Below are 21,118 nucleotides of genomic sequence, written 5' to 3' on the forward strand. Positions count from 1 at the left end.
ATCCCTTCGCATGCATGTCGACATCGTGCCGGTCGGCGACGTCCCCGTTCCGATCAAACGGGCGGCCTCGGCCGGACTGCGATCGGTCTACGACTGCGACGTCATGCTCCACGATGCCAGTTCGCTTCCGGACGACGCCTACGACGAGAGTCGCGGCCAGTACCGCGCCGAGGCGTTCATCGAACTCGCCGGCCACGTCGGCTCCGCGGAGAAAAACATCGCCCTCACGACCGAGGACCTCTTCTACCGCCGACGCAACTACGTCTTCGGGCTGGCCTACCTCTCCGGCAACGGCAGCGTCGTCTCGACCTATCGCCTCCAGACCGCCGCCGACGGCGGCAGCCTCAACCGCTCGGACGACGACGTGTTCTCCGAGCGCGTCCGCAAGGAGGTCGTCCACGAGATCGGCCACACCCTCGGCCTCGAACACTGCGACGACGAACGCTGCGTGATGAACTTCTCGCCGACCGTGCGTGAGGTCGACGTCAAGAACCAGCAGCTCTGCGCCGACTGTTCGACGCTCGTCTGACCCGGTCGCTCGGTACTCATCTCGCGCAGTTCTACCGACCCAGTCGCCGACCCTCGACGACCGCAGCGACGCCACAGAGCAGTCCGCCGACGAGCAGCCCCCACGTGTCGACCCAGTTCGGAATCGAGTAGCGCAACAGCGTCAGCCCGTAGGCAACCGTGTCGCGAAGGGAACTCGTCTCGTTCGTTCCTGGATCGAACCCCTGCGCGTCGGCGGTCGGTTCGCTGCGACTCCCCTCGCCCGACCCATTTCGGGGAATTCGATCGGCATCATAAGGGAGTCGTCCGGTCTCGACCGCCCAGACCGCTTCGCCCGAGCCGTCGAGTTCGACGATGCGGTCGTTGTACGAGTCGACGACGAGCGTGTTGCCGGTCGCGAGGCGGTCGGCGTCCCGTGGCCAGTCGAGACGGGCGCTCCCGCCGGCCGTCCATACTGGGGTTCCGTTCTCGAACTCCACGATGCGATCGTTCTCCGAGTCCGCAACGAGGAGATGGCCGTCGGCGAGGCGGTCGGGGTTGTGCTGGGCGAACAGTGGTCCGGCACTACTGTTCGGCGTGAAGCGGTTCGGGCCGACGAGCGGCTCGACCGCTACCGTGCCGTCGTTCCCGACGCGCAGTTCGACGACCGTATCGAAGTTCCGCAGGCTCACCTGAAATCGTCCCTCCCCGACTTTGTCGACGTCGTTCAGATGTGTCCAGTCGTCCTCCGGACCCACGTCGGCGGGTGGGTCGTAGGTCGCATTCGCGTTCCACTGCCATTGGATCGCCCCGCTGCGATTCACCGCGAACACGCGGTCGTTGCCCATGTCGGCGAGCACCCAGCGTGCCTCGCCGTCGGCCGTGTACCGATCGACGTCGTGGAGTTCGTGTTCGTGACGCTCGACGTCGTACCAGCCGTATTGCCACTGTGTCTCGTTGGTCTCCTGATTCACGATGCGGACGGTGTTGTGGACACAGCCCCGAGTGCCGTCGTCACGGTAGCGTGCGGGACACTGTTCGTCAGGAACGGCGTCCGCACCGGCGATCTGCACACGATCCGGCCCGAGTGACTCGACGTCGAAGACGTTCTCGACGGCCGTGTACTCCCAGACCACGGTCCCATCCGGTGCGAGCTCCAGTACGCGACCCTCGTCATGGTATCCTTGGAGACCGACGAGCGTGTTCCGTTCCGGCGTGCGCTCGTCGATCGTCACCGTCGACTCGTTCGCGCTCACGAAGCCGACGAGTGCGACCGTGACCAGCACCAGACTGAGCGCGGCGAGAGCCGCGGCGCGTCGCTTCGAGGGGGTTTCGAGCCGCCTGCGGAGCCGTGAGAAGGGTCGCACGTCAGGCCGTGTAGTAGTATTCGCCGGCGCGCTTCTGCTCGCGGTCGAGCTGGCTGCCGGGTTTGTTGATGCGCGGGCGACCGACGCGCTCGTCGCGGCGGAAGGTCACGTCGAGATCCGCGAGGAAGCGATTCATCCCCTCGCGCATGCCGACGGGCGGGCTCGCGTGGCCCGACTGGGCGGGTTCGCCGTCGAACACCAGCAGGCGGTCGGCGAGCAGGTCGATCATGTACGTATCGTGATCGATGACCAGCGCCGTCGCGTCGTGGTTCTCGGCGTACCGGCGGATCGCCGTGGTGGCCCGGACGCGCTGTTCGACGTCGATGTGGGCCGAGGGCTCGTCGAGCACGTAGAGATCGGCGTCCTCGGAGAGACAGGCCGCGATGGCGACGCGCTGGCGCTCCCCGCCCGAGAGATCGGTCAGGTTCTGCTCCATGACCGAATCGAGCTGGAGCGGCTGGGCGATCTCGGTGTCCCAGTACGACGAACCGAAATCGTTCGTGATCGACGAGAGGAAGGCGTCGACGCGCATCGGCTGGTCGATCTCGATGTACTGGGGCTTGTACGAGACGTCGAGGTTCGCGTCGAGGCTGCCCGAATCGGGGTCGAGATTGCCCGCCAGCAGTTCGGCGAACGTCGACTTCCCGATGCCGTTGGGGCCGACGACGCCGAGCACCTCGTTTTCGTGGATGGTGCCCCCCTCCACGGTCAGGGAGAACTCGCCGTCGCCGTAGGACTTCTCGATGGCGGGATACTCGACGAGCGCGTCGCCCGCCGCGACGCTCCGCGGTGCGTGCTCCTCGAACTCGATGGCGCTCGGGCGGATGCGCATGTTCTCGTTTTCGAGATAGCCCGAGAGATATTCGTTAATGCCGTTTTTGACCGACTTCGGTGGCGTGATGACGCCGTACGCGCCGGGTTCGCCGTAGGCGACGTGGAGGCTATCGGCGAGCAGATCCAGGATCGCCAGATCGTGTTCGACGACGAGCATCGAGCGGTCGTCGCCCGTGAGCTCGCCGATGAGTCGTGCGGCGGTCATGCGCTGGCCGATGTCGAGATACGGCGTGATCTCGTCGAGGAAGTAGAAGTCGGCGTCGCGGGCGAGCGTCGCCGCCAGCGCCACGCGCTGGAGCTCGCCGCCGGAGATCGAGTCGATCGGCTGGTCCATCACCGGGCCGATCGAGAGCCGCTCGATCAGTTCGTCGAGCACGCCGCGCTCGTCGGTTTGAGCGAGCAGCTCGCGCGTGTTGCCGTCGAACCGTTTCGGGATCTGGTCGACGTACTGGGGTTTCCGTGCGACCGTTATCGCGTCCTCCTGGAGCCCTTCGAGGAAGCTCTGGAGCTCCGTGCCGCGGAACTCGTCGAGCACGGGCTCCCAGCCAGCAGCGCCGTCCCAGTCGCCGAGGTTCGGCGTGATCTCGTTGGCGAGGATCTTGACGGCGGTCGTCTTGCCGATGCCGTTCGGGCCGAGGATGCCCGTCACCTTCCCGGCTTCCGGTGCCGGGAGGCCGTAGAGCGAGAAGGCGTTCTCGCCGTAGCGGTGGACGGGCTCCTCGTCGAGCTCCTGCGGGAGGTTGATGATCTCGATGGCGTCGAACGGGCATTTCTCGACGCAGATGCCGCAGCTCTCGCCCAGACAGAGCTCCTCGGAGATGGAGATCTGGTCCGGATCGCCGTCGTAGCGGTCGTCGTCGTAGCGCTCCTCGCGGGTGACGATACACTCCTCGCCCGTCCGATTGGGCGGGCAGAAGTTCGCACACTCGTAGTTGCAGCGATCGGGCTGACAGCGGTCGAGATCGACGACCGCGATGGAATCGTCGGCCATCAGAAGCTGGTACCGGTGGTGAGGAGGATCGTCCAGGTCACGAACCAGAGCGCGAAGGTCATGAACGCGATGTAGACGTTGTCCTTGATCGAGAAGTCATCGACCTCAACCCCCAGCAGCCCGAGAAGCGGCAGCTGGACAAGGATAGCGCCGGCGAGCGGGTAGAGGCCGGCGGTGTCGGTCGCCCCGCTTGCGACCACTGCGGAGATGAGTCCGGCCGCAATGCCCGAAAGCGACGTGACCGAGGAGACCGTCAGACTCCGGAGATGGTCGGCCCGCGCGTCGGCTGTCTCGGTCGCCATACGAACGCTACCGACCACGCGCTCAAAAGCCGTTCGCTCTCGGCGCTGGTTGCGCCTCACTGACCGCTCGGACGCCCGCTTGCCGTCGTCCCGACACGCCCACAGACCGCCGAGCGTGCAGGGGCAGACCACGGTTTTATGTCTTTCGCGCACATCCACTCGGACGATGAGTGACTCCGACGAAGAGCGCCTCGTGGATCTGCCGCCGAGCGCGAAACTCGTGTTCAAGGTGCTCGAATACAACGGCACGCTCACCCAGAAGGGGATCGTCGAGGAGTCGATGCTGTCGGCACGGACGGTCCGCTACGCGCTCGAACGGTTGGAGGAGATCGAGGTCATCGACGAGGACGTCTACTTCGCCGACGCCCGTCAGAACCTCTACGAGATCACGGCCGCGCCGACCGTCGAGGGCGAGACCGACGCGCTCGCCGACGACTGAGCGCCACAGTACGAACCGTTCGTTGCCGACCGTCTCGTCGGCTATCGATCGACCGATTCGATCCTGACCGCCGGGTTCTGGCCGTACTGCCCCGAGAGGTCGATCTGCGGGTCGGGCATGTCGATTCCCACAGCGTCGAAGCGATTCTTGACGGCCGTCACGTACTCACCGCGCGTTTTCAGATAGTCGCCGCGGTTCGGGTCGGCGATCCAGAAGCGCGAGGTGAGCCCGACGTACGAGTCGGCGAGCGCGCCGCGGTCGGATTCCGACGATTCGGTCATCCGCACTGTCGGTGCGGGATCGTCGAGGATATCGGGGTGGTCTTCAGCCTCTTCGAGGATGATGTCGGTCGCCTCCTCGATGTCGTCGTCGTAGCCGATGCCGAAGTTGAACTGCAGGCGGAGCTCGTCCTTCGCGACGGGGTTCTTGATGACGTCGCCGGTGAGCACCGAGTTCGGCACCGTGAGCAGCTCGTTGTCGAAGGTGCGCACCCGCGTGACTCGGAAGGTGATGTCCTCGACGATGCCGGCGTAGGTGCCGGTGTCCCACTCGATCCAGTCGCCGATGCGGAACGGCCGATCGATGTAGATGAACATGCCGGCGACGAAGTTCGAGATGCTGTCCTGGAGCGCGAAGCCGATCGCGAGCGTCGCCGCGGCACCGATGGCCGCGAGCGAGGTGAGTAGCTGTCCGTAGCCCGCGATGTTCAGTGATGCGGCGATCGCGAGAAAGCCCATGACCAGCTTCGTCAGCCGGAGCAGCGGCGTTTTCTCGTGTTTGTCCAGATTGCGCCGGTTCAACAGCCGGCTCACGAACGGGACGATCGTCGCCCGTCCGAGCGTGTACAGCACGAACAGCGCAATGATGAACGTGATGATCGCACCGAGGACGTCGGAGTAGGGGATGCCGAACTCGTGGAGTAGTTCTCCAATGGGCCCCTGTTCGGGGTTCGAGATGACCTCGGAGACGTTCGAACCGTTCGGCGTCTCCACCGGGACCTGCTGGGCGACCCAACCAGTATAGCCGACGGCCATTAGTGGTAGGTCGCCGTGTTCCCGCGCGTTTCCACGAGCTCAGCGCCGACCCGCTCGCCGAGCGAGCTGGCGAGTTCGTCGGTCGTCGTCCCGCCACGGGCCGCCCGGAGGAACTTCACCTTCACCAGCTCGCGGTCGTCGAGCTGGCTGTCGAGTTCGTCGGCGATGCTTTCGATACCGCCCTTTCCAACGCGCAGCGTGGCGTCGACGCCGTGGGCGCGCTCCCTGTGCGTTCGGTCGTCGGTCATGGCCAGTCGTCCTCGCGCGGCGCGGGTAAGCCTATTCATACGGATAGCGCGCCTGCGTGCCACACCCGCAGGTAATCACGACGTGGCCGTCCTGCGTTCGGACCCGACAGTTCCGGCCCGGCTGGAGATAGCTGTCGCAGTCGTCGCAGGTGAACCGTTCGAACCGCCGGGGTAGCGATCGGCGATTGCGCTCGGCGATCCGGCGGGCGAGCCTGACGCACTCGCGGGCGCGATCGTCGTGACCCGCGCGCGCTGCCTCCCGAGCGAGAGCGTGCAGACGGTCGATGCGTTCGTCGGCGAGCGTCATGGCGGATTGTGAAAACTTCACCGGCGAGCGGTATGCGTTTTGCCTTCCGTTTCGGTGGGCTTTTTCTCCCGGCCGACGCGCTCCCGGTGTGCGCGCGCTCAACTACCTCGAACTCGAAGGCCCCCTCCAGCGCAGCGGCTGGGGCACCGCCGCTGCCCAGCAGCGCGCGGCGCTCGCCGACACCGATATCGATGTCGTAACCTCACCGTGGCGTGACGATCTCCTCTCGACCGCTCGTTCGATCGCGGCGGGCGACGGAGCGTTTCGGGATTTCGATCTCGCACACTGCAACGCTCCGGGTCCTGGCAGTCTGGCGGTCGCGCGCCACGCCCATCGGAACGACATTCCGCTCGTGCTCCACGCCCACATGACCGCCGAGGACTTCGGCGAATCGTTTCGCTTTTCCTCGGAGATCGCCCCGCTGCTCAAGCGCTATCTCCGGTGGTTCTACTCGCAGGCCGATCTCGTGCTCTGCCCGAGTCAGTACACCAAGGACCTGCTCGAAGCCTATCCTGTCGATGCGCCGATCGAAACGATCACCAACGGCGTGGATCTCGACTCGCTTGCGGGCCACGAAAAACTCCGCGGGGAGTACCGCGAGCGCTACGATCTCGACGGGATGGTCGTCTTCGCGCTCGGCAACGTCTTCGAGCGCAAGGGTCTCACCGATTTCTGTCGACTCGCCGAGAGCACGAGCTACGATTTTGCCTGGTTCGGACCCTACGACACCGGCCCGCAGGCCTCATCAGTGGTGAAACGCTGGACGCAGAACCCGCCACAGAACGTCACCTTCACCGGGTGGGTCGACGACAAGCGCGGCGCGTTCGGGGCCGGCGACGTCTATCTGTTCCCGACGAAAAACGAGAACCAGGGGATCGCGGTGCTCGAAGCGATGGCCTGTGGCAAAGCTGTAGTCATCAGCGATATTCCTGTCTTTGAGGAGTTCTTCACCCATGGTGAGGACTGTCTGAAATGCTCCAGTCGTGCCGAGTTCCGCGAGGCGCTCGATCGACTGTCGGACGATCCCGCCCTCCGCGAACGGTTGGGGAAGAATGCACGTGAAACCGCGGCCGAACACAGCCTCGAACGGGTGGGTGCGGAGCTTTCGCGCATCTATCGCGACGTCACCGTCTAACTTCACCCGTCGAAGCGGCGAGAACTGTTCATGTATGCCTTGTCTCGCCAATCTCCAACCGTCATCGAACGAACAGTCCAACTCGCTGTTCGGCGGTGCGACCAGAATCTGTTGGAGGGAACAGCAACACGCTTATTTCGTTGTAGTCTATAACAACGGACGATGGACGGGGAGGACGGAGCGACGCAGGTCCTCGACGTGAAAGAGCGATTTCCGGAAAACGGGACGCTCGCTGCCGTCACCGCGTGGCGTGTGCCCGACTCCGATCGCTATCCCAACGGGGTGCGCTACTCCATGCAGTACGGTCGGATCGAGGGCGAAACCATCGTCCGGTACGACAACTTTCCGGATCACCCTGGCGCGGCGAAGCACCACAAACACATCGGCGAGGAAGAAGTCGAAGACGTCGAGTTTCGCGGGCTGTCCTCGCTCTTCCGGCGATTCAAACAGGAGGTACGCACTCATGGCGAACACTGGCCCTAACGACGACGAACCGACGCGCACGATGCACATTCGCTTCGGGCGTGGGAACGCCGACCGCGTCGAGGAGACGCTGAAAGCCCTGGATCGGGGCGAGATGCCTGATCCCTACTTCGAGCGCGTCTACCGCGACGAGGAGAACCTGCATCGTGTGACGCGCCCGCGAAACCTCGAACTGCTCCGGACGCTCGCCAACGAACAACCCGAGAGCATCCGTGAGACGGCGCGGCTCGTCGAACGCGACGTCCGGCAGGTGCATCGCAATCTGACGGAACTCGAAGAGCTCGGGCTCGTCGAGTTCGACGACGACGGGCGCTCGAAGCAGCCGAGCGTCTGGTACGACGAGATCGCCGTCAAGCTGGAACTGACGACGAACGACGAGACGAACTCGAACGGTGTCGTCGAAGCCTGACGTTTCGTCTTTTCATTACCCTGTGCTTCGGTTGCAAAACGGCCAGAACGACGGCCAAGGCGGGTCGATCAGCGGTCATCGACGAGCTATCGCGAAGTCACAACCGATTAATCCCCGCTGCTGAAATCACGGACGATGCCGCCACACGTCGCCGCCTTCACCGACACCTATCTGCCGACGGTGAACGGCGTCACCTACACCATCCGGACGTGGCACGAGCGCTGGCAGCGCCGCGACGGACGGATGGACGTCGTCTATCCGGGTGCCGACGGGCACGAACCCACACCGGACGAGCATCCCGTCCGGAGCCTCCCGTTTCCGTTCTACGAGAATTTCCGCGTCGGCGTGCCGTCGGTGCCCGATGCGGTCGCGAACGCCGATATCGTCCACGCGCACACACCGTTCGGGCTCGGCCTCGGCGGTCTGCGCCTCGCGCACGATATCGACCAGCCGCTCGTCGCCTCCTACCACACGCCGACGGCGGAGTACGCCGGCTATCTCGCCGAGGGCTGGCTACTCGACGCAGTCGCTCGCGTGGGAAATGCCTACGAACGCTGGTTTCTCGGTCGTGCCGATCACATCGTCGTCCCGAGCGAGACGGTCCGCACGGCGCTCGTGAACCGTGGCATCGGGCCGGTGTCGGTCGTCTCGAACGGCGTCGACACCGATCGGTTCGCGCCGACCAACGCTGCTGATTTTCGCGCCCGTCACGACCTCCCGGACGGGCCGCTCGTCGGCTACACCGGCCGACACGGGTTCGAGAAGGAGCTCGCCGATCTCGTGGCGGCCGCCGAAGGGATGGACGCCACGTTCGTGCTGGCTGGCGACGGTCCCGCGCGCAAGACGCTTCAGGAAGAGGCCGACGAGATCGATGCGGACGTCCGCTTTCTCGGCTTTCTCGACCGTGAGGAACTCCCCGCCTTCTACTCGGCGCTCGACGTCTTCGGCTTTCCGAGCCCCGTCGAAACGCAGGGTTTGGTCGCGCTCGAAGCGATGGCCTGTGGAACGCCCGTCGTCGGCGTCGACAGCGGTGCACTCACCGAAACGATCGAGGACGGCGAAACGGGATATCACTACGAACGAGGCGATATCGACGCGTTTCGGGACGCGCTCGGGCGCGCGCTCGCCGACGACGAACTCCCGGCGACCTGTCGTTCGCGGCGCGAGTCGATGAGCGTCGAGCACTCGGTCGACGCGCTTGCCAGCGTCTACGATACCGTCTTGTAGTCTCCCGATCGTCGAATCGCCGATCAGGCGGCCGTCGGTTCGAGGTGGTCGTATGCGCGGGCGATCGCGATCCAGAGGAAGACGCTGCCGAGCCCGCTGACGATCGTGACGACGAGCGGGCCGACGACCCCGATCGAGGCGACCGCATCGGTGACGACGCCGCCGAGCGCCTGGAGCAGTGCGTTCACGATGACGAGCGCAAGCAGGAGCGCGGCGACCCGTCCCGGCGAGCGCCGTAGCACGCCGAAGCTCTTGCGGAACGCCGTGAGGATGTCGTCGTCCTCGACGGCGACGAACGCCGGGGCGAAGAACGACGCCGCCAGCAGCACGAGAAAGAGGACGACCCAGAGCGCGATGCCGACGAGCCCGAGGGCGATGGCGAGGAACGCGCCGACGCCCAGCCCGATCGCGAGCACGACGGAGACGCCGAGCAGGTTCGCCACGCCGAAGCCCACCCGATGGGTGAGATGGTCGCGCTCGACGATCCCCCACTGGCCGGCGAAGACGCGGATGGTGACGAGCGCGAGATAGACGCCGACGACGGCGACGACGAAGCTCGCGAGTAGCGGCAGCGGGTTTCCGGTGATCACGACCGGTGCGCCACCGCCGCCGGCACCGATGATGCCGGGCGTGGTGCGGGCGAACTCGCCGGGGACGAATCTCGCGATCGCCTGGACGACGGCGAGTGCCACCAACACGAGCAACGCGGGCCCCGTCGCCAGCCGCCGGAGCGACTGGCGGAGCACGGTGAGAACGCTGAATGCCATGTTCGACCGGATTCGAGCGCGAATACTGTGTCTTGCGGTTCGGGCTCAGTCGTACTCGTAGAAGCCGGCACCGGTCTTCTTGCCGAGATCGCCCGCCTCGACCGTTCGCTTCAGGAGATACGCCGGCGTGTAGCGGTCGCCGAGCTCCTCGTGGAGGGTTCGGGTGGCGTCGAGACAGATGTCCAGCCCGATGTGGTCGGCGAGTTCGAGCGGCCCCATCGGGACGTTGGTGCCGAGTTTCATCCCGCGATCGATGTCTTCCTTCGTCGCCACACCCTCATCGAAGGTTCTGATACCCTCATTGATCCATGGCATCAGGATGCGGTTCGAGACGAACCCGGGTTTGTCGTCGGATTCCCAGGTTTCCTTGCCCAGCTCCGCAGCGAAGTCGTGGGCGAGCGCCGTGGTTTCGTCGGCGGTATGCTCGCCGACGACCAACTCGACGCCCTTCATGACGGGGACGGGGTTCATGAAGTGTAATCCGACGACGAGCTCGGGGCGTTCGGTCGCACTCGCGATCGACGTGACCGAGAGCGTGCTGGTGTTGGTCGCGAGCACGACGTCCTCCGGCACAGTGCTATCGAGATCGGCGAAGATGTCCTGTTTGATCTCCATCTCCTCGACGGCCGCCTCGACGACGAGATCGCAGTCGGCGAGCTCGTCGAGATCGGTCGTGCCCGTGACCTGGTCGCGTGCCGCCCCGGCCTCGTCCTCGGTGAGTTTCTCGCTGTCGACGAGCCGATCCAGGCTGTCGTCGATCGCGTCGAGCCCGTTCTCGACGAACGACGTCTCGATGTCGCGCATGACGACGTCGTAGCCCGCGGTTGCGGCGACCTGTGCGATGCCGTTGCCCATCGTCCCAGCGCCGACGACGCCCACCCGTTCGACCGCATCGAGTTCGCGCATGTCTCGACTCGCCGTGGCGCGATGGTAATACTGTCGGACAGCAATCGATAAAGAACCGTTCCGTGGCAATCGTCTGTCGCAGTAGATCCCGAACTTCGATTGCAACCCATTTCTGTTCGACAGTAACCCCTACTGGGTGTTGCGGTAGCGATGGTGACGAAAGAGCGAGGGCAGGCCTCAGTTCGCGAGCAGTCGATCGAGTGCGTCGACCATCGCCTCGACGCTCGCCCGGGTGATGTCGGCGTGGCTCGCGGCGACCGAGACCGACTGTGCGTCGCGGCTCATTTCCACTTCGACAGTGACGAGCGCGTCGGTTCCGCCGGTGATGGCATCGACGTGGTAGGAGTCGAGCGTCGCGTCGCGACCGGAACCGAGCGCCTCCCGGACGGCCGCCACGGCGGCGTCGACGGGCCCGCTGCCGGTGCCGCTGGCGGTGCGTTCGTCGCCATCGACGCGGAGCCTGACGCTCGCCGTCGGGGTGGCATTGCCGCTGGCCGCCGTGAGATCTTCGAGTTCGACCCGGCGCTCACGTTCGCGGCCCTGCACCGTCTCGGCGAGCGCGAGCACGTCAGCGTCGGTCACGCGCTTGCCCTGATCGCCCAGATCGGTCACGCGATCGGTGATCTCGGCGACATCGGCGTCGCTCGCCTCGACGTCGTGCTCGGCGAGCGTCGCCGCGACGCCAGCGCGGCCGGTGTGCTTGCCGAGGGCGAGCCGGCGCTCGCGACCCACCCGCTCGGGCGGATAGGGTTCGTACATCGCGTCGTCCTTCAGCTGGCCGTCGGTGTGGATGCCCGATTCGTGCGTGAAGGCGTTCTCACCCACGACCGCTTTGTTCGGTGCGAGCGCGATGCCCGTCGCGTCGGCGACGGTCCTCCCGAGATCGTAGAGGCCTCTGGTATCGACGGTCTCGTTGTCGTAGCCCTCGGCGAGCGCGATGGCGACCTCTTCGAGCGCGACGTTGCCCGCGCGCTCGCCGATCCCGTTGATCGTGGCGTGGACGAGGTCCGCGCCCGCCCGGATCGACGCGAACGCGTTCGCCACCGCCAGCCCGAGATCGTCGTGGGTGTGGGTGCTCGTCGGGCCGAGGTCGGCGAGTTCGGCGACGACGTCTCCCGTGTGCTCGGGCGTGGCGTAGCCGACGGTATCACAGTAACAGATCCGGTCCGCGCCGGCGTCGACGGCCGCGCCCAGCAGCTCGGTGAGGAACTCGGGGTCGGCCCGACTGCCATCCTCGCCGAGCACCTCGACCCAGAGTCCGTGCTCGCGGGCGTACTCGACGAGCTCGACGGTGGTCTCGACGACGCCGCCGCGGCTCGTGCCGACCTTGCCCTCGATGTGGCGCTCGCTGGCGGGTACGACGAGGTTGATCCCGTCGACGTCACAGTCGAGCGCGAGATCGATGTCGCCTCTGATGCCGCGACAGAAGCTCGTCACCCGCGCGTCGAGCCCCTCGCTCGTCACCCGCGAGATGGTCTCGCGCTCGCCCGCGCCGGTGCAGGCGCTGCCGGCCTCGATCGTCGAGACGCCGGCCGTGTCGAGTTTGCGGGCGATGTCGACCTTCTCGCTCGGCGTGAGCGACACGCCGGGGGCTTGCTCGCCGTCGCGGAGCGTTGTATCGAGAAACTGTACGTCAGTGTCAGACAGCGGGGTAGTTTCGGGGGAGCCCCCGAATAAAACGTTCACCGGTCATGATAGCCACTCGCAGCGCAGCGCGGGCGGTATTTAAAAGAGTGCGTTCCGACAGATGTTGCGACTCGACGTTCTCGTTGTGAGCAGCGGTGGCGCGTATTCGTGCTCGTGTGTGATCAAAGATAGGTAACCGATGCACTGCACGGCGACAGCGACGGTCGATCAGCGCTGTCGAACTCCGATGAAGACGAGTGCCAACAGAGCGACGACCGCACTCAGAACACCGAATCCAGGACCGGACGTGCTGCTCCCGTCGCTCTGATTCCCGGTCGTGGACTGATTCACGGCGGTACCGTTCGTCCCATCATCCATCCCCGTCGATGACTGTGTCGTCGATTTCACGACCGTCGTCGTGGCAGTCGGCGTCGGTGTACTGGTTGCCGTTGGCGTTGCGGTCGGCGTCGCCGTTGGAGTCGCTGTCGCGGGAGGCGTTGGCGTTGCAGTGGCTGTTGCGGTCGGCGTCGCCGTCTCAAGTTCCTTGGTCTCCGGCGACTCCTTCGTCACCGTGTACGCGGCCGGTTCGTCGAGATCGGCGAACCCCGTGAAGCTCACCTTCGTGTAGTACGTCCCCGTCCGCTCGGCGGTGGCCGTTATCTGTGCGCGGCCGCCCTCGGATTCGAGGTATGCGTCGTCGATCGTCTCCTCGTCGGGACCGACGAGATCGACGGACAGTATCCCGTTGGGCGTCCCGCCGGTGTAGACGAGCGAGATGCTGTCACCCTCTTCGACGTCGAACTCGTACCAGTCTTCGTCACCTGTCACTTCGATCTCACCGCCCGTCTCGTCGTCTTCGAGCGGTGTTGCGGCTCCATTGTCGTCGTTGGGCTCGTCCTCTTGCAGTTGCGCTTGCGCGACACCGATGGTTGAAGCACCTGCGATAAGCAGACAAACCAGTCCGACAACCAGCGATGTGTTTGACAGTTTCATTTTCTCTACGGCTCAAAAATACGCCTGACCGACAATAATAGCCTTCTCATATCGTAGGTGTTTAGCGGAACAGTCGAGTCGAAACCGTAGCTCTCAGGGAAGAGCAGGACGAACAGCCGCTAATCGTGCTTTCCGGGCCTGACGGATCGCCGGGTCGTTCGACCCCGGCGATCCGTTCTGTGGGTCGAATGATCCTTCCCCAACGAGATCTCGCTCTTCTCGCTGAGAACGCGTTTCTTCGCCAGCAAAACGCCGAGCAGAACGAACGAATCGAAGAGCTCGAAAACCGCCTCAAGAAGTACGAAAACGCCCACACACCGTCCAGCAAGCAGGGCGGTGCTGGACAACAGCCACAGGACGACGATTCCGAGCAAAACGACGAGAACGACGAAGCTGGCGGCGACGCAGACGCCGCCAGCGACTCCTCGTCCGGACCCGGACGCAACTCCGGTCACGACGGAACGACCCGGCCACCACCCGAACCGGACAGGACCGTCCGGGTCGGGGAGGCGTACTGTCCCGATTGCGACTGCGTTCTCACCGATCCCGATGAGTACGTCTCCCGCGTCATCGTCGATATTCCGCTTCCCATCCCGACCGAAGTCACGAAATACGAGCTCGGAAAGCAGGAGTGCTCCTGTGGCAACGAAGTTGTCGCCGAACATCCTGATTGCCCGGAGACCGGGCGGTTTGGGCCACGCTTGCTGGCCCAAACCGCTCTCCTCCGCTATCACGGCCGGCTTCCGCACCGGAAGCAGGCCGAACTGTTCGACTGGCAGCTCGACCATCCGGTTTCACCGGCAACGATCTACAACATGACCGAGCGGGTCGCAGACCGGCTGCGACCCGCGTACGAGGACGTTCGAGCCAGCGTCCGTGACAGCGACGTCATCTACTGCGATGAAACTGGCTTTCCGGTCGACGGCGACCAGCACTGGGTCTGGACGTTCGTGACCGACGAGGACGTCTTCTATACGATCGACGAGAGCCGCGGAAGTCAGGTACTGGAGGACGTCCTCGGCGACGAACTCGCCGAGGACGCCACTTTGAGCTGTGACGGCTGGTCGGCGTATCCGAGCTATCACGGCAAACTCCAGCGGTGCTGGGCGCACCTTCTACGAGAGGCGAAGTACGTAGCTGAACGGCACGAGGAAGCAGAGCCGATCTCGGAGGTACTACACGACCTCCACGAGGATTTGACCGCGTTCGACGAAGAGGACCCGCCCGCCTCCGTCCGCGAGCGGAGGCGGGCACAGGCCTCGCTGTGTCTGGAGGAGTTAATCAGAGCGGGCTACGAGACCGAGGAAGTGACGCAACTAGTCGAGAAGATCAGGAACGGGCTGGGAAGTTGGCTGACGTTCGTCACGGAACCGGACGTTGATTCGACGAATAATCGCGCAGAGCGCGCTCTACGCGAGCAGGTAGTGATGCGGAAGATGTTCGGCGGACTCCGGTCGGAAACCGGAGTCCGCATCCACGAAACGCTCTCGACGATGGTAGCGACGTGGGAACGACAGGGACTCGATCCGCCGGATCAACTGATGTCGATACTCGGAGGAGAGGAACCAGAATCACGTGCAGAGGCATCTACGAACGGACTGCGCTAAACACATACCTCATATCTTCGCAAACATGATCATTCAATATTCGTTCGTTTTCATACACCAAAAAATCCGATTGAAATATTTCTGTTCGTCTTCAGTCAGGCGAAACCGTCGGATCGGCCGGTGACGAACGGAGCGATCGGATACGACCAACCGTTTCGAGTACGTGATTATTTGTGGTTCTGCCGAGTCGACACAGCTATGGACACGTACAATCGGGGCACGATCGCCATCGCGGTGGGACTCGCGATCGGTGCATGGCTCACCGCAGCATCATCGGCGGGGCTCGTGTCCAGACTCGGCACCGCCGCGATCGCCGGGTTGGCTGGGTTCGTCGGTGCGGTGCTGCTGAAAGGCTGGCATTGACGTCGATTCGGAACGAGGGTCGGGTATGGAGAAGACGCCCGCCGGCAGTTCGGTCGGCGTCGAGGACCCCTACGCGTTCGTCGAGCGGTGCGATCATCTCACCGACGACGGGCGCTGTCGGTACGCGCTCGAACACGACCGCCACGACCCTGCGTTCGCCCGCGAGCGCCGCGCCGACGACTTCGCCTGTCCGGTCGTTACCGACGCCGGTCCCGACTGGGACTGGGCCGACTGTCCGCACTTTCGCGCGCGAAATCGCTCGCGCGAGTGCGTCCGCTGCGGGCTCGACGAGCGCCGACAGGCCCACTCGGACGAACGACCGCTGCTCGAAGAGCATCATCTCTCCTACGCCGACGACGAGCACACGAGCCACGAGATCACCGTCTTCCTCTGTCGGTGGTGTCACGCCAAGATCCACGAGTCGTGGGCGCGCATCGACGACGACGCCAGCCCCGACACCGAGGCGCTCGCCGTCAGGGAGGGTCGACGAAGTCGTGAACACGCCGAACTCGATTTCTCGTCGGCCGCCGAGCGCCGGGACGACGGCTGAGACACCCGACCGTGTTTTCGGGAGTCTTTAGCCGATTCGTCGCCACGACCTAGTATGACTACAATCGTCGTCGTCGACAACGGCGGCCAGTTCACCCATCTGGAGGGCCGTGCGCTGGACGACATCGGCGTCGAGACCGGCATCGTCGAGAACGCGACGCCGCCCGACGGGATCGACGCTGACGGGATCGTGCTCTCGGGTGGGCCGGACATCGACGAGCGCGGGCGCTCCGGCGAGTATCTCGACGCGGACGTTCCCGTATTAGGCATCTGTCTCGGCATGCAGATCATCGCCGACGAGTACGGCGGCGCGGTCGGCGCTGGCGAGTACGGAGGCTACGCCGACGTCACAGTCGATATCGACGACGAGACGGACCCGCTCGTTGGCTCGCTCGCGCCGGAGACGCGCGTCTGGGCGAGCCATGCCGACCAGGTGACGGCGCTGCCCGACGGGTTCGACCGCACCGCCACGAGCGACGTCTGCGGGATCGAGGCGATGAGCGACACCGAACGCGGCCTGTATGGCGTCCAGTGGCATCCGGAGGTCGCTCACACCGAACGGGGCGAGGAGCTGTTCGCGAACTTCCGGGCGATCTGCGAGAGCGACGATTGAGGTGGATTTAACCACGCTCGGGTTGTCGGAGCAACAATGAGCACCACGCAGGGCGATCTCGCAGCCCTCTCGCGGTTCATCTTCCGCGCGCCCCAGTGGTACGCGAGCCTCGGCTTCGCGCTGCTGGTCGCCGCCGTCGCCGGCGTCGCCGCCTTCGACTCGCGCTTCATCCTCGAAGACGCCTGGGAGGGGGTCTTCTTCATCGGGGTTCCCACGATCGTCGCGAGCGTCGTCACCCCGCCGGTCGATCGGGCTCTCGACGGCCAGCTCACGCCGAACCGAGCCTCGCTGCTCGCGCTCGTCAGCGAACTGATCCTCGTCGCCTTCCTCGTCGGCGCGGGCATCGTTGCCGTGGTCACCCCGCTCGCCCAGCGATTCGTCTTCGACGTGCTCACCGTGGGACTGGCGTCGGTGTTCGCGCTGCGGCTGCTCGTCGTCCTCGCCGTCTCCCGGAAGTCGCTGTTCATCGCGGCGATACCGGCGGGGATCCAGACCGCGACGGTCGCGCTGCTCGTCTTCGTCTACAGCGGGATGATGCGTTTCTTCGAGGTCGGCGGCCCGCTCGTGCTCTCCTTTCTCTCGCGGCCGAACCGCGGGCCGGCGGAGTTCGCCGCCGTCGAGCCGCTCGATTTCGCCCTGCTCGCCCTTCTCTGTCTGCTCTACGCCGTCGGGGTCTGGGCGTTCGTGACCGTCATCGACCAGCCGTGGCGACGGAGCCTCGGCGTGAGCGTGCTCGACTTCCTCCGGGGGTTCATCGGTCACATCGCCGACGGGACGCGCGAGATCGAGGAGTTCTTCGCGTCGCTCGGCGAGGAGGCGCTCGTTCCCGTCACCGTGCTCGCGGCGCGTCGCCCCGACGGCACCGAGAAGGCACGGTTCGTCCTCCCGATGATCCATCCCGGCCCGATGGGTGAGATCGGCGGCGGCGATCTCCCCAAGCGTGTCGCCGAAAGCACCGACGGGCTCGGGTTTCCGCCACACGCGACCGCCGGTCACGACTTCAACCTCGTCACCGAGCGCGAGGTCGATACCGTTCTCGACGCGGTCGCGCGGGCGAGCGAGCGCATCGAATACACCGAGACGGGTTCGGCGAGTCGGCGTGCGACCGTCGGTGAGGCGACGGTCACGGGCCATGCCGTCGGCGACGGCGCGCTGTTCGTGGCGACCTACGCACCGAACTTCGCCGACGACATCGATTACTCGGTGGGTCTATCGGCGGCCGCCGAGGCGCGTGCGCACGGACTCTCCAACGCGATGCTCGTCGATGCACACAACTCGAACAACGGGCTCGACGGCCCGGATCTGGGCCACGTCGTCCCGGGCAGCCAGCGCTCGTTCGATCTCATCGAGGCGGTCGGCGAGGTGGCCGGCGATCTCACGGGCGCGCCGCGCGAACCGCTCTCGCTCGGCGTCGCGTGGGACGAGACGCCCTGGACGCCGGCGGAGGGGATCGGCCCGCTCGGCATCCGTGTCGCGGTGTTCGCCGCCGGCGACGAGACCACCGCCTACGTGCTCGTCGACGGCAACAACATGGAGCCCGGTCTGCGCGAGGCGATCGTCGGCCGGCTCGACGCCGTCGATACCGCCGAGGTGATGACGAGCGACACCCACGTCGTGAACACGCTCGAATCGACGAACCAGGTCGGCGGCGCGATCCCACACGACGAGCTGATCGACCGGATCACGTCGCTGGTCGAAGAAGCGCTCGCCGACTGCGAGCCGATCGAGGCCGGGATGGCGACCGAGCGTGCCCGCGTCAACGTCTTCGGCAACGACCGAACCGAGACGCTCGCCAGCCACGCCAACGCGATGGTGACGATGGGCGGCGCGCTCGCCGGCGCGGTCACGCTCGCGCTCTTCACGATCAGCGTGCTCGTTTTCCTGCTCACTTAACGTCGGACAAATTACATTCCGTGGAAACAGTTACGGTGCCGCCCGTGGTAGCTGGCAGTATGCCACGAGCAGTCCACGGCAATGGCGGCTCGGGATCGGTGAGTACGGCGTCGCGGGAACGTGTGCGGACGGCCGCGTCGTGTGATCATGAGTGAATCGATGAAGCGGCCGTCGCTGTGTCTGAACTGTGGGTTCGAGGCCATGCCCGGCGACGACCAGTGGGAGACGGTCGAATCCCCGCCGCTCGGGGTTCTCACGCAGTGTCCGGACTGCGGGAGCACGGACGTCACGAACCGCTGGTAGCGATCGCGGGATGACGACGTGGTCGGCATCGCAGCCTCGTCGTCGCATCCACCGCCGCAGCCCCGTCACCGGCGGCCGCGACCCACAATCAAAAGAGTGGCAAGCACGTTCGTCGAGTCGTGAGCGAGGGATACGTTCTGGAGATCAAACCCTCGGCGCGGCGACAGAGCTCGCGGGCCGGCGAGTGGGTCCACGAAGAGGGTCCGCGACGGCTGTTCGAATCGAAGGCGCTCGCACGCGAGTGGGCGAGCGAGCGCCGCGTCGGAGTGTGGGTGCAGGACGCTGCCCCGCACGACACGAGCGGGGTCGACGGCTATCTCGTCGGTGGCCAGCGCGCCGGCGCCGCCCGACGCACGGGCCGGCAGACTTCGCTCTGAGCGAGCGGACTCCTTTTGCCCATTGGCCTCCACGGCGACATATGGGTAACTCCGAGGACGACGGGAAGCCGAACCGCAAGCGCGCGGCGCTCGCCGTGCTGCCGTTTCTCGCGCTCGGACTGGCCTCCGTCGCGTTCGTCGTGCTCTGGGGCCTCAAACCGATCATGGGGCTCGCCGTTCTCCCGCCGATCCTGTTCGTGAGCGCGCTCGCGTGGGTCGCCTTCCGCGGCGGGTTCATCAACAGTCGCCTCGACGACCCGGACGATGTGGCCTGAGCAGCCGCTCGGAAGCCAACGAACCGGAAATTACTGTACGGCCGTGCGACTGTGTGAGTTAGAGAACTCTCCCGCCGTCATCGTTTTTGGAAAAGCGCCGGGGGTAAGATGTGACCCACGTGCGGACGTTCCTGCTCGCTCGTTGTACTCGCTCGCGGGCTGCGTCCGCTCTCGTTCAAATCTCACGCCATCGCATCTGCTCGACTGTGGAAGACGAAGTTCCGTCTTGGATCGCTGGTTGCAGGAAAGCGCCGGGGGTGAGATTTGAACTCACGAGTCCGTGAGGACAGTTGCTTTCGAGGCAACCGCCTTGGCCAGGCTAGGCTACCCCGGCTCCGTTAACCCGTTCGCCCGAGACCACTTTATGGATTTCGATCGCCATCGCCACACCTAAGCGCCTCGACACACCCGAACGATCATGGAGATCGACGCGGCCCACGGCGAGATCGAGCGGGTTCTCGACGCGCTCGATGCGACCGTGATCGCCGAGCGCTCGCTGCTCGAAACGATCCTCATGGGCGTGCTCGCGCGCGGCCACGTGCTCATCGAGGACGTTCCGGGCACGGGCAAGACGCTCATCGCCCGCAACATCGCCCGCGCGCTCGGGCTCTCCTTCTCGCGCGTGCAGTTCACACCAGACCTCTTGCCGTCGGACGTGACCGGTACGCACGTCTACGACGAGAGCACGGGCGAGTTCTCGTTCTCGCAGGGACCGATCTTCGCGAACGTCGTGCTCGCCGACGAGATCAATCGTGCGCCGCCGAAGACGCAGGCCGCCCTTCTAGAGGCGATGGAGGAGCGCCAGGTCACCGTCGACGGCGAGACCCACGATCTTCCCGACCCCTTCGTCGTCATCGCGACGCAGAACCCCGTCGAGATGGCGGGCACGTTCGAGCTTCCCGAGGCACAGGTCGATCGTTTTCTCGTCGAAACGGCGATCGGTTATCCCGACGAGAGCGGCGAGATCGAACTCCTCCGGCGGCGCGCCGAGCGCGACGAGCGAAGCCCGCGAACGGAACGAGTGCTTTCGGCCGATCGGGTGCGCGCGCTGCAGGAGGTTCCGGAATCGGTGCGCGTCGACGAGGATCTGCTGGCCTACGCGGTCGCCATCGCGCGGACCACCCGCCAGCGCTCGGCGTGTTCGGTTGGTGTCTCGCCGCGGGGCACGCAGCGACTGTTCGAGGCTGCCCGTGCCCGTGCGGTGCTGTCTGGCCGTGCGTTCGTCACGCCCGAGGACGTGAAACGCATCGCGCCCGCGGTGCTCGCCCATCGGCTGGTGCTCACGCCCGATGCCGCCGTCGAGGACGTCGAAAAACGAGCGATCGTCGAGAGTGTACTCGATGAACTGCCGGTGCCGACGGTCTGAGCTATTCCTCGTGCTGAAGCGTCTGGTAGATCGCGAAGCCGATCATCGTCGGCGGCCAAAGGCCGATGAACATCCCGCGCTGCTTGTTGCCGCGGGCGTAGTATTCGTACAGTGCGAGCGCCACGGAGCCGAGCGCGCCGAAGGCGAGATACGGCGCACCCGACTCGTCCGGCATGGTGTCTGATTCCGACATTGCGTCCATTCTCGCAGCGCTGTGG

26 protein-coding genes and 1 tRNA gene are annotated in these 21,118 nt (G+C 65.4%); 15 read left to right on the forward strand and 12 right to left on the reverse strand.

What is annotated here, in order from left to right; all coding sequences use genetic code 11:
* The first annotated feature begins 10 nt into the window (after positions 1 to 10).
* Positions 11 to 529 (forward strand): archaemetzincin family Zn-dependent metalloprotease, encoded by a 519-nt coding sequence (locus MUK72_RS05500; RefSeq protein ID WP_244704649.1) that lies wholly within the window; start codon positions 11 to 13, stop codon positions 527 to 529.
* 31 nt (positions 530 to 560) lie between these two features.
* Here MUK72_RS05500 and MUK72_RS05505 read toward each other — a convergent pair whose 3' ends face one another.
* Genes MUK72_RS05505 through MUK72_RS05515 form a run of 3 tightly spaced genes read right to left on the reverse strand, consistent with a single transcriptional unit; the run spans position 561 to position 3,980 of the window.
* A complete protein-coding gene (locus MUK72_RS05505; protein ID WP_244704651.1) occupies positions 561 to 1,853 on the reverse strand; it encodes a hypothetical protein in 1,293 nt (430 codons plus the stop codon).
* Between the two features lies 1 nt (position 1,854).
* Entirely contained in the window at positions 1,855 to 3,678 is a 1,824-nt protein-coding gene (locus MUK72_RS05510) for a ribosome biogenesis/translation initiation ATPase RLI (RefSeq protein WP_244704654.1), read from the reverse strand.
* Positions 3,678 to 3,980 (reverse strand): EMC6-like membrane protein, encoded by a 303-nt coding sequence (locus tag MUK72_RS05515; protein ID WP_004051485.1) that lies wholly within the window; start codon positions 3,978 to 3,980, stop codon positions 3,678 to 3,680. The genes MUK72_RS05510 and MUK72_RS05515 overlap by 1 nt, the downstream gene beginning before the upstream one ends.
* 166 nt (positions 3,981 to 4,146) lie before the next feature.
* On the opposite strand from MUK72_RS05515, the gene MUK72_RS05520 reads away from it, so the two are divergent.
* Complete coding sequence (locus MUK72_RS05520) at positions 4,147 to 4,419, forward strand: winged helix-turn-helix domain-containing protein (protein ID WP_004051487.1); 273 nt, start codon at positions 4,147 to 4,149, stop codon at positions 4,417 to 4,419.
* 41 nt (positions 4,420 to 4,460) lie between these two features.
* On the opposite strand, the gene MUK72_RS05525 is transcribed toward MUK72_RS05520, so the two are convergent.
* Genes MUK72_RS05525 through MUK72_RS05535 form a run of 3 tightly spaced genes read right to left on the reverse strand, consistent with a single transcriptional unit; the run spans position 4,461 to position 6,008 of the window.
* Positions 4,461 to 5,453, reverse strand: coding sequence for a mechanosensitive ion channel family protein (locus MUK72_RS05525; protein WP_004051490.1), 993 nt, complete (start codon positions 5,451 to 5,453; stop codon positions 4,461 to 4,463).
* The gene (locus tag MUK72_RS05530) at positions 5,453 to 5,701 is read right to left on the reverse strand and encodes a YhbY family RNA-binding protein (protein ID WP_004051491.1); all 249 of its coding nucleotides are present in this window, start codon (positions 5,699 to 5,701) and stop codon (positions 5,453 to 5,455) included. The genes MUK72_RS05525 and MUK72_RS05530 overlap by 1 nt, the downstream gene beginning before the upstream one ends.
* A gap of 31 nt (positions 5,702 to 5,732) precedes the next feature.
* Positions 5,733 to 6,008 (reverse strand): ribonuclease P protein component 4, encoded by a 276-nt coding sequence (locus MUK72_RS05535; RefSeq protein ID WP_244704655.1) that lies wholly within the window; start codon positions 6,006 to 6,008, stop codon positions 5,733 to 5,735.
* An 88-nt stretch (positions 6,009 to 6,096) separates the two neighbouring features.
* Between MUK72_RS05535 and MUK72_RS05540 the strand changes: the two genes are divergently transcribed.
* The 4 genes from MUK72_RS05540 (at position 6,097) to MUK72_RS05555 (ending at position 9,262) form a co-directional block, all read left to right on the forward strand.
* Positions 6,097 to 7,143 carry a glycosyltransferase family 4 protein gene (locus MUK72_RS05540; protein ID WP_244704657.1) on the forward strand — a complete coding sequence of 349 codons (1,047 nt, stop codon included), beginning with the start codon at positions 6,097 to 6,099 and terminating at the stop codon, positions 7,141 to 7,143.
* Positions 7,144 to 7,305: 162 nt separating this feature from the next.
* Positions 7,306 to 7,626, forward strand: a complete 321-nt coding sequence (locus MUK72_RS05545; RefSeq protein WP_244704659.1) for a toxin-antitoxin system TumE family protein — start codon at positions 7,306 to 7,308, stop codon at positions 7,624 to 7,626.
* The gene (locus MUK72_RS05550; RefSeq protein ID WP_244704661.1) at positions 7,607 to 8,035 is read left to right on the forward strand and encodes an HVO_A0114 family putative DNA-binding protein; all 429 of its coding nucleotides are present in this window, start codon (positions 7,607 to 7,609) and stop codon (positions 8,033 to 8,035) included. Before MUK72_RS05545 ends, MUK72_RS05550 begins: the two co-directional genes overlap by 20 nt.
* Before the next feature lie 135 nt (positions 8,036 to 8,170).
* Complete coding sequence (locus tag MUK72_RS05555; RefSeq protein WP_244704663.1) at positions 8,171 to 9,262, forward strand: glycosyltransferase; 1,092 nt, start codon at positions 8,171 to 8,173, stop codon at positions 9,260 to 9,262.
* 23 nt (positions 9,263 to 9,285) lie between these two features.
* Here MUK72_RS05555 and MUK72_RS05560 read toward each other — a convergent pair whose 3' ends face one another.
* The 4 genes from MUK72_RS05560 to MUK72_RS05575 form a co-directional block, all read right to left on the reverse strand.
* Complete coding sequence (locus MUK72_RS05560) at positions 9,286 to 10,029, reverse strand: hypothetical protein (protein WP_244704665.1); 744 nt, start codon at positions 10,027 to 10,029, stop codon at positions 9,286 to 9,288.
* A 45-nt stretch (positions 10,030 to 10,074) separates the two neighbouring features.
* The gene (locus MUK72_RS05565; protein ID WP_244704667.1) at positions 10,075 to 10,935 is read right to left on the reverse strand and encodes a 3-hydroxyacyl-CoA dehydrogenase family protein; all 861 of its coding nucleotides are present in this window, start codon (positions 10,933 to 10,935) and stop codon (positions 10,075 to 10,077) included.
* Positions 10,936 to 11,112: 177 nt separating this feature from the next.
* Positions 11,113 to 12,621 (reverse strand): 2-isopropylmalate synthase, encoded by a 1,509-nt coding sequence (locus MUK72_RS05570; RefSeq protein ID WP_244704669.1) that lies wholly within the window; start codon positions 12,619 to 12,621, stop codon positions 11,113 to 11,115.
* 168 nt (positions 12,622 to 12,789) lie between these two features.
* A complete protein-coding gene (locus MUK72_RS05575) occupies positions 12,790 to 13,554 on the reverse strand; it encodes a PGF-CTERM sorting domain-containing protein (protein WP_244704670.1) in 765 nt (254 codons plus the stop codon).
* Between the two features lie 188 nt (positions 13,555 to 13,742).
* Here MUK72_RS05575 and tnpC point away from each other — a divergent pair, with 188 nt between their 5' ends.
* The 8 genes from tnpC to MUK72_RS05615 all read left to right on the forward strand — a co-directional run bounded on the left by tnpC (position 13,743) and on the right by MUK72_RS05615 (position 19,534).
* Positions 13,743 to 15,161: an IS66 family transposase gene (gene tnpC, locus MUK72_RS05580; RefSeq protein WP_244699194.1), complete on the forward strand. Its 1,419-nt coding sequence runs from the start codon at positions 13,743 to 13,745 to the stop codon at positions 15,159 to 15,161.
* Positions 15,162 to 15,359: 198 nt separating this feature from the next.
* The gene (locus tag MUK72_RS05585) at positions 15,360 to 15,524 is read left to right on the forward strand and encodes a hypothetical protein (protein ID WP_244704671.1); all 165 of its coding nucleotides are present in this window, start codon (positions 15,360 to 15,362) and stop codon (positions 15,522 to 15,524) included.
* A gap of 25 nt (positions 15,525 to 15,549) precedes the next feature.
* Positions 15,550 to 16,074 carry a DUF7097 family protein gene (locus MUK72_RS05590; protein ID WP_244704673.1) on the forward strand — a complete coding sequence of 175 codons (525 nt, stop codon included), beginning with the start codon at positions 15,550 to 15,552 and terminating at the stop codon, positions 16,072 to 16,074.
* 54 nt (positions 16,075 to 16,128) lie between these two features.
* Positions 16,129 to 16,686 carry a GMP synthase subunit A gene (locus MUK72_RS05595; protein ID WP_244704675.1) on the forward strand — a complete coding sequence of 186 codons (558 nt, stop codon included), beginning with the start codon at positions 16,129 to 16,131 and terminating at the stop codon, positions 16,684 to 16,686.
* Positions 16,687 to 16,722: 36 nt separating this feature from the next.
* On the forward strand, positions 16,723 to 18,579 hold the full coding sequence (locus MUK72_RS05600; protein ID WP_244704677.1) for a DUF2070 family protein: 1,857 nt from the start codon (positions 16,723 to 16,725) through the stop codon (positions 18,577 to 18,579).
* A gap of 147 nt (positions 18,580 to 18,726) precedes the next feature.
* The gene (locus MUK72_RS05605; RefSeq protein ID WP_244704679.1) at positions 18,727 to 18,882 is read left to right on the forward strand and encodes a 60S ribosomal export protein NMD3; all 156 of its coding nucleotides are present in this window, start codon (positions 18,727 to 18,729) and stop codon (positions 18,880 to 18,882) included.
* Positions 18,883 to 19,001: 119 nt separating this feature from the next.
* The gene (locus tag MUK72_RS05610; RefSeq protein ID WP_244704681.1) at positions 19,002 to 19,259 is read left to right on the forward strand and encodes a DUF8081 domain-containing protein; all 258 of its coding nucleotides are present in this window, start codon (positions 19,002 to 19,004) and stop codon (positions 19,257 to 19,259) included.
* Positions 19,260 to 19,300: 41 nt separating this feature from the next.
* Positions 19,301 to 19,534 (forward strand): DUF8142 family protein, encoded by a 234-nt coding sequence (locus MUK72_RS05615; protein WP_244704683.1) that lies wholly within the window; start codon positions 19,301 to 19,303, stop codon positions 19,532 to 19,534.
* A 249-nt stretch (positions 19,535 to 19,783) separates the two neighbouring features.
* Here the strand turns inward: MUK72_RS05615 and MUK72_RS05620 are convergent.
* Positions 19,784 to 19,868, reverse strand: a tRNA-Ser gene (locus MUK72_RS05620).
* 84 nt (positions 19,869 to 19,952) lie between these two features.
* On the opposite strand from MUK72_RS05620, the gene MUK72_RS05625 reads away from it, so the two are divergent.
* Positions 19,953 to 20,900: an AAA family ATPase gene (locus tag MUK72_RS05625; RefSeq protein WP_244704685.1), complete on the forward strand. Its 948-nt coding sequence runs from the start codon at positions 19,953 to 19,955 to the stop codon at positions 20,898 to 20,900.
* 1 nt (position 20,901) lies between these two features.
* On the opposite strand, the gene MUK72_RS05630 is transcribed toward MUK72_RS05625, so the two are convergent.
* On the reverse strand, positions 20,902 to 21,093 hold the full coding sequence (locus MUK72_RS05630) for a hypothetical protein (RefSeq protein WP_244704687.1): 192 nt from the start codon (positions 21,091 to 21,093) through the stop codon (positions 20,902 to 20,904).
* Positions 21,094 to 21,118: the final 25 nt, after the last annotated feature.

Source organism: Halococcus dombrowskii, assembly GCF_022870485.1.
GTDB classification, from domain to species: domain Archaea; phylum Halobacteriota; class Halobacteria; order Halobacteriales; family Halococcaceae; genus Halococcus; species Halococcus morrhuae.

Coding starts and splice junctions, on each gene's coding strand:
- MUK72_RS05530 (WP_004051491.1), bottom strand. CDS start 5,701: ATGACCGACGACCGAACGCACAGGGAGCGCGCCCACGGCGTCGACGCC.
- MUK72_RS05575 (WP_244704670.1), bottom strand. CDS start 13,554: ATGAAACTGTCAAACACATCGCTGGTTGTCGGACTGGTTTGTCTGCTT.
- MUK72_RS05625 (WP_244704685.1), top strand. CDS start 19,953: ATGGAGATCGACGCGGCCCACGGCGAGATCGAGCGGGTTCTCGACGCG.
- MUK72_RS05555 (WP_244704663.1), top strand. CDS start 8,171: ATGCCGCCACACGTCGCCGCCTTCACCGACACCTATCTGCCGACGGTG.
- MUK72_RS05550 (WP_244704661.1), top strand. CDS start 7,607: ATGGCGAACACTGGCCCTAACGACGACGAACCGACGCGCACGATGCAC.
- MUK72_RS05615 (WP_244704683.1), top strand. CDS start 19,301: ATGGGTAACTCCGAGGACGACGGGAAGCCGAACCGCAAGCGCGCGGCG.
- MUK72_RS05510 (WP_244704654.1), bottom strand. CDS start 3,678: ATGGCCGACGATTCCATCGCGGTCGTCGATCTCGACCGCTGTCAGCCC.
- tnpC (WP_244699194.1), top strand. CDS start 13,743: ATGATCCTTCCCCAACGAGATCTCGCTCTTCTCGCTGAGAACGCGTTT.
- MUK72_RS05600 (WP_244704677.1), top strand. CDS start 16,723: ATGAGCACCACGCAGGGCGATCTCGCAGCCCTCTCGCGGTTCATCTTC.
- MUK72_RS05590 (WP_244704673.1), top strand. CDS start 15,550: ATGGAGAAGACGCCCGCCGGCAGTTCGGTCGGCGTCGAGGACCCCTAC.
- MUK72_RS05560 (WP_244704665.1), bottom strand. CDS start 10,029: ATGGCATTCAGCGTTCTCACCGTGCTCCGCCAGTCGCTCCGGCGGCTG.
- MUK72_RS05525 (WP_004051490.1), bottom strand. CDS start 5,453: ATGGCCGTCGGCTATACTGGTTGGGTCGCCCAGCAGGTCCCGGTGGAG.
- MUK72_RS05515 (WP_004051485.1), bottom strand. CDS start 3,980: ATGGCGACCGAGACAGCCGACGCGCGGGCCGACCATCTCCGGAGTCTG.
- MUK72_RS05585 (WP_244704671.1), top strand. CDS start 15,360: ATGGACACGTACAATCGGGGCACGATCGCCATCGCGGTGGGACTCGCG.
- MUK72_RS05520 (WP_004051487.1), top strand. CDS start 4,147: ATGAGTGACTCCGACGAAGAGCGCCTCGTGGATCTGCCGCCGAGCGCG.
- MUK72_RS05535 (WP_244704655.1), bottom strand. CDS start 6,008: ATGACGCTCGCCGACGAACGCATCGACCGTCTGCACGCTCTCGCTCGG.
- MUK72_RS05500 (WP_244704649.1), top strand. CDS start 11: ATGCATGTCGACATCGTGCCGGTCGGCGACGTCCCCGTTCCGATCAAA.
- MUK72_RS05605 (WP_244704679.1), top strand. CDS start 18,727: ATGAGTGAATCGATGAAGCGGCCGTCGCTGTGTCTGAACTGTGGGTTC.
- MUK72_RS05565 (WP_244704667.1), bottom strand. CDS start 10,935: ATGCGCGAACTCGATGCGGTCGAACGGGTGGGCGTCGTCGGCGCTGGG.
- MUK72_RS05545 (WP_244704659.1), top strand. CDS start 7,306: ATGGACGGGGAGGACGGAGCGACGCAGGTCCTCGACGTGAAAGAGCGA.
- MUK72_RS05630 (WP_244704687.1), bottom strand. CDS start 21,093: ATGTCGGAATCAGACACCATGCCGGACGAGTCGGGTGCGCCGTATCTC.
- MUK72_RS05595 (WP_244704675.1), top strand. CDS start 16,129: ATGACTACAATCGTCGTCGTCGACAACGGCGGCCAGTTCACCCATCTG.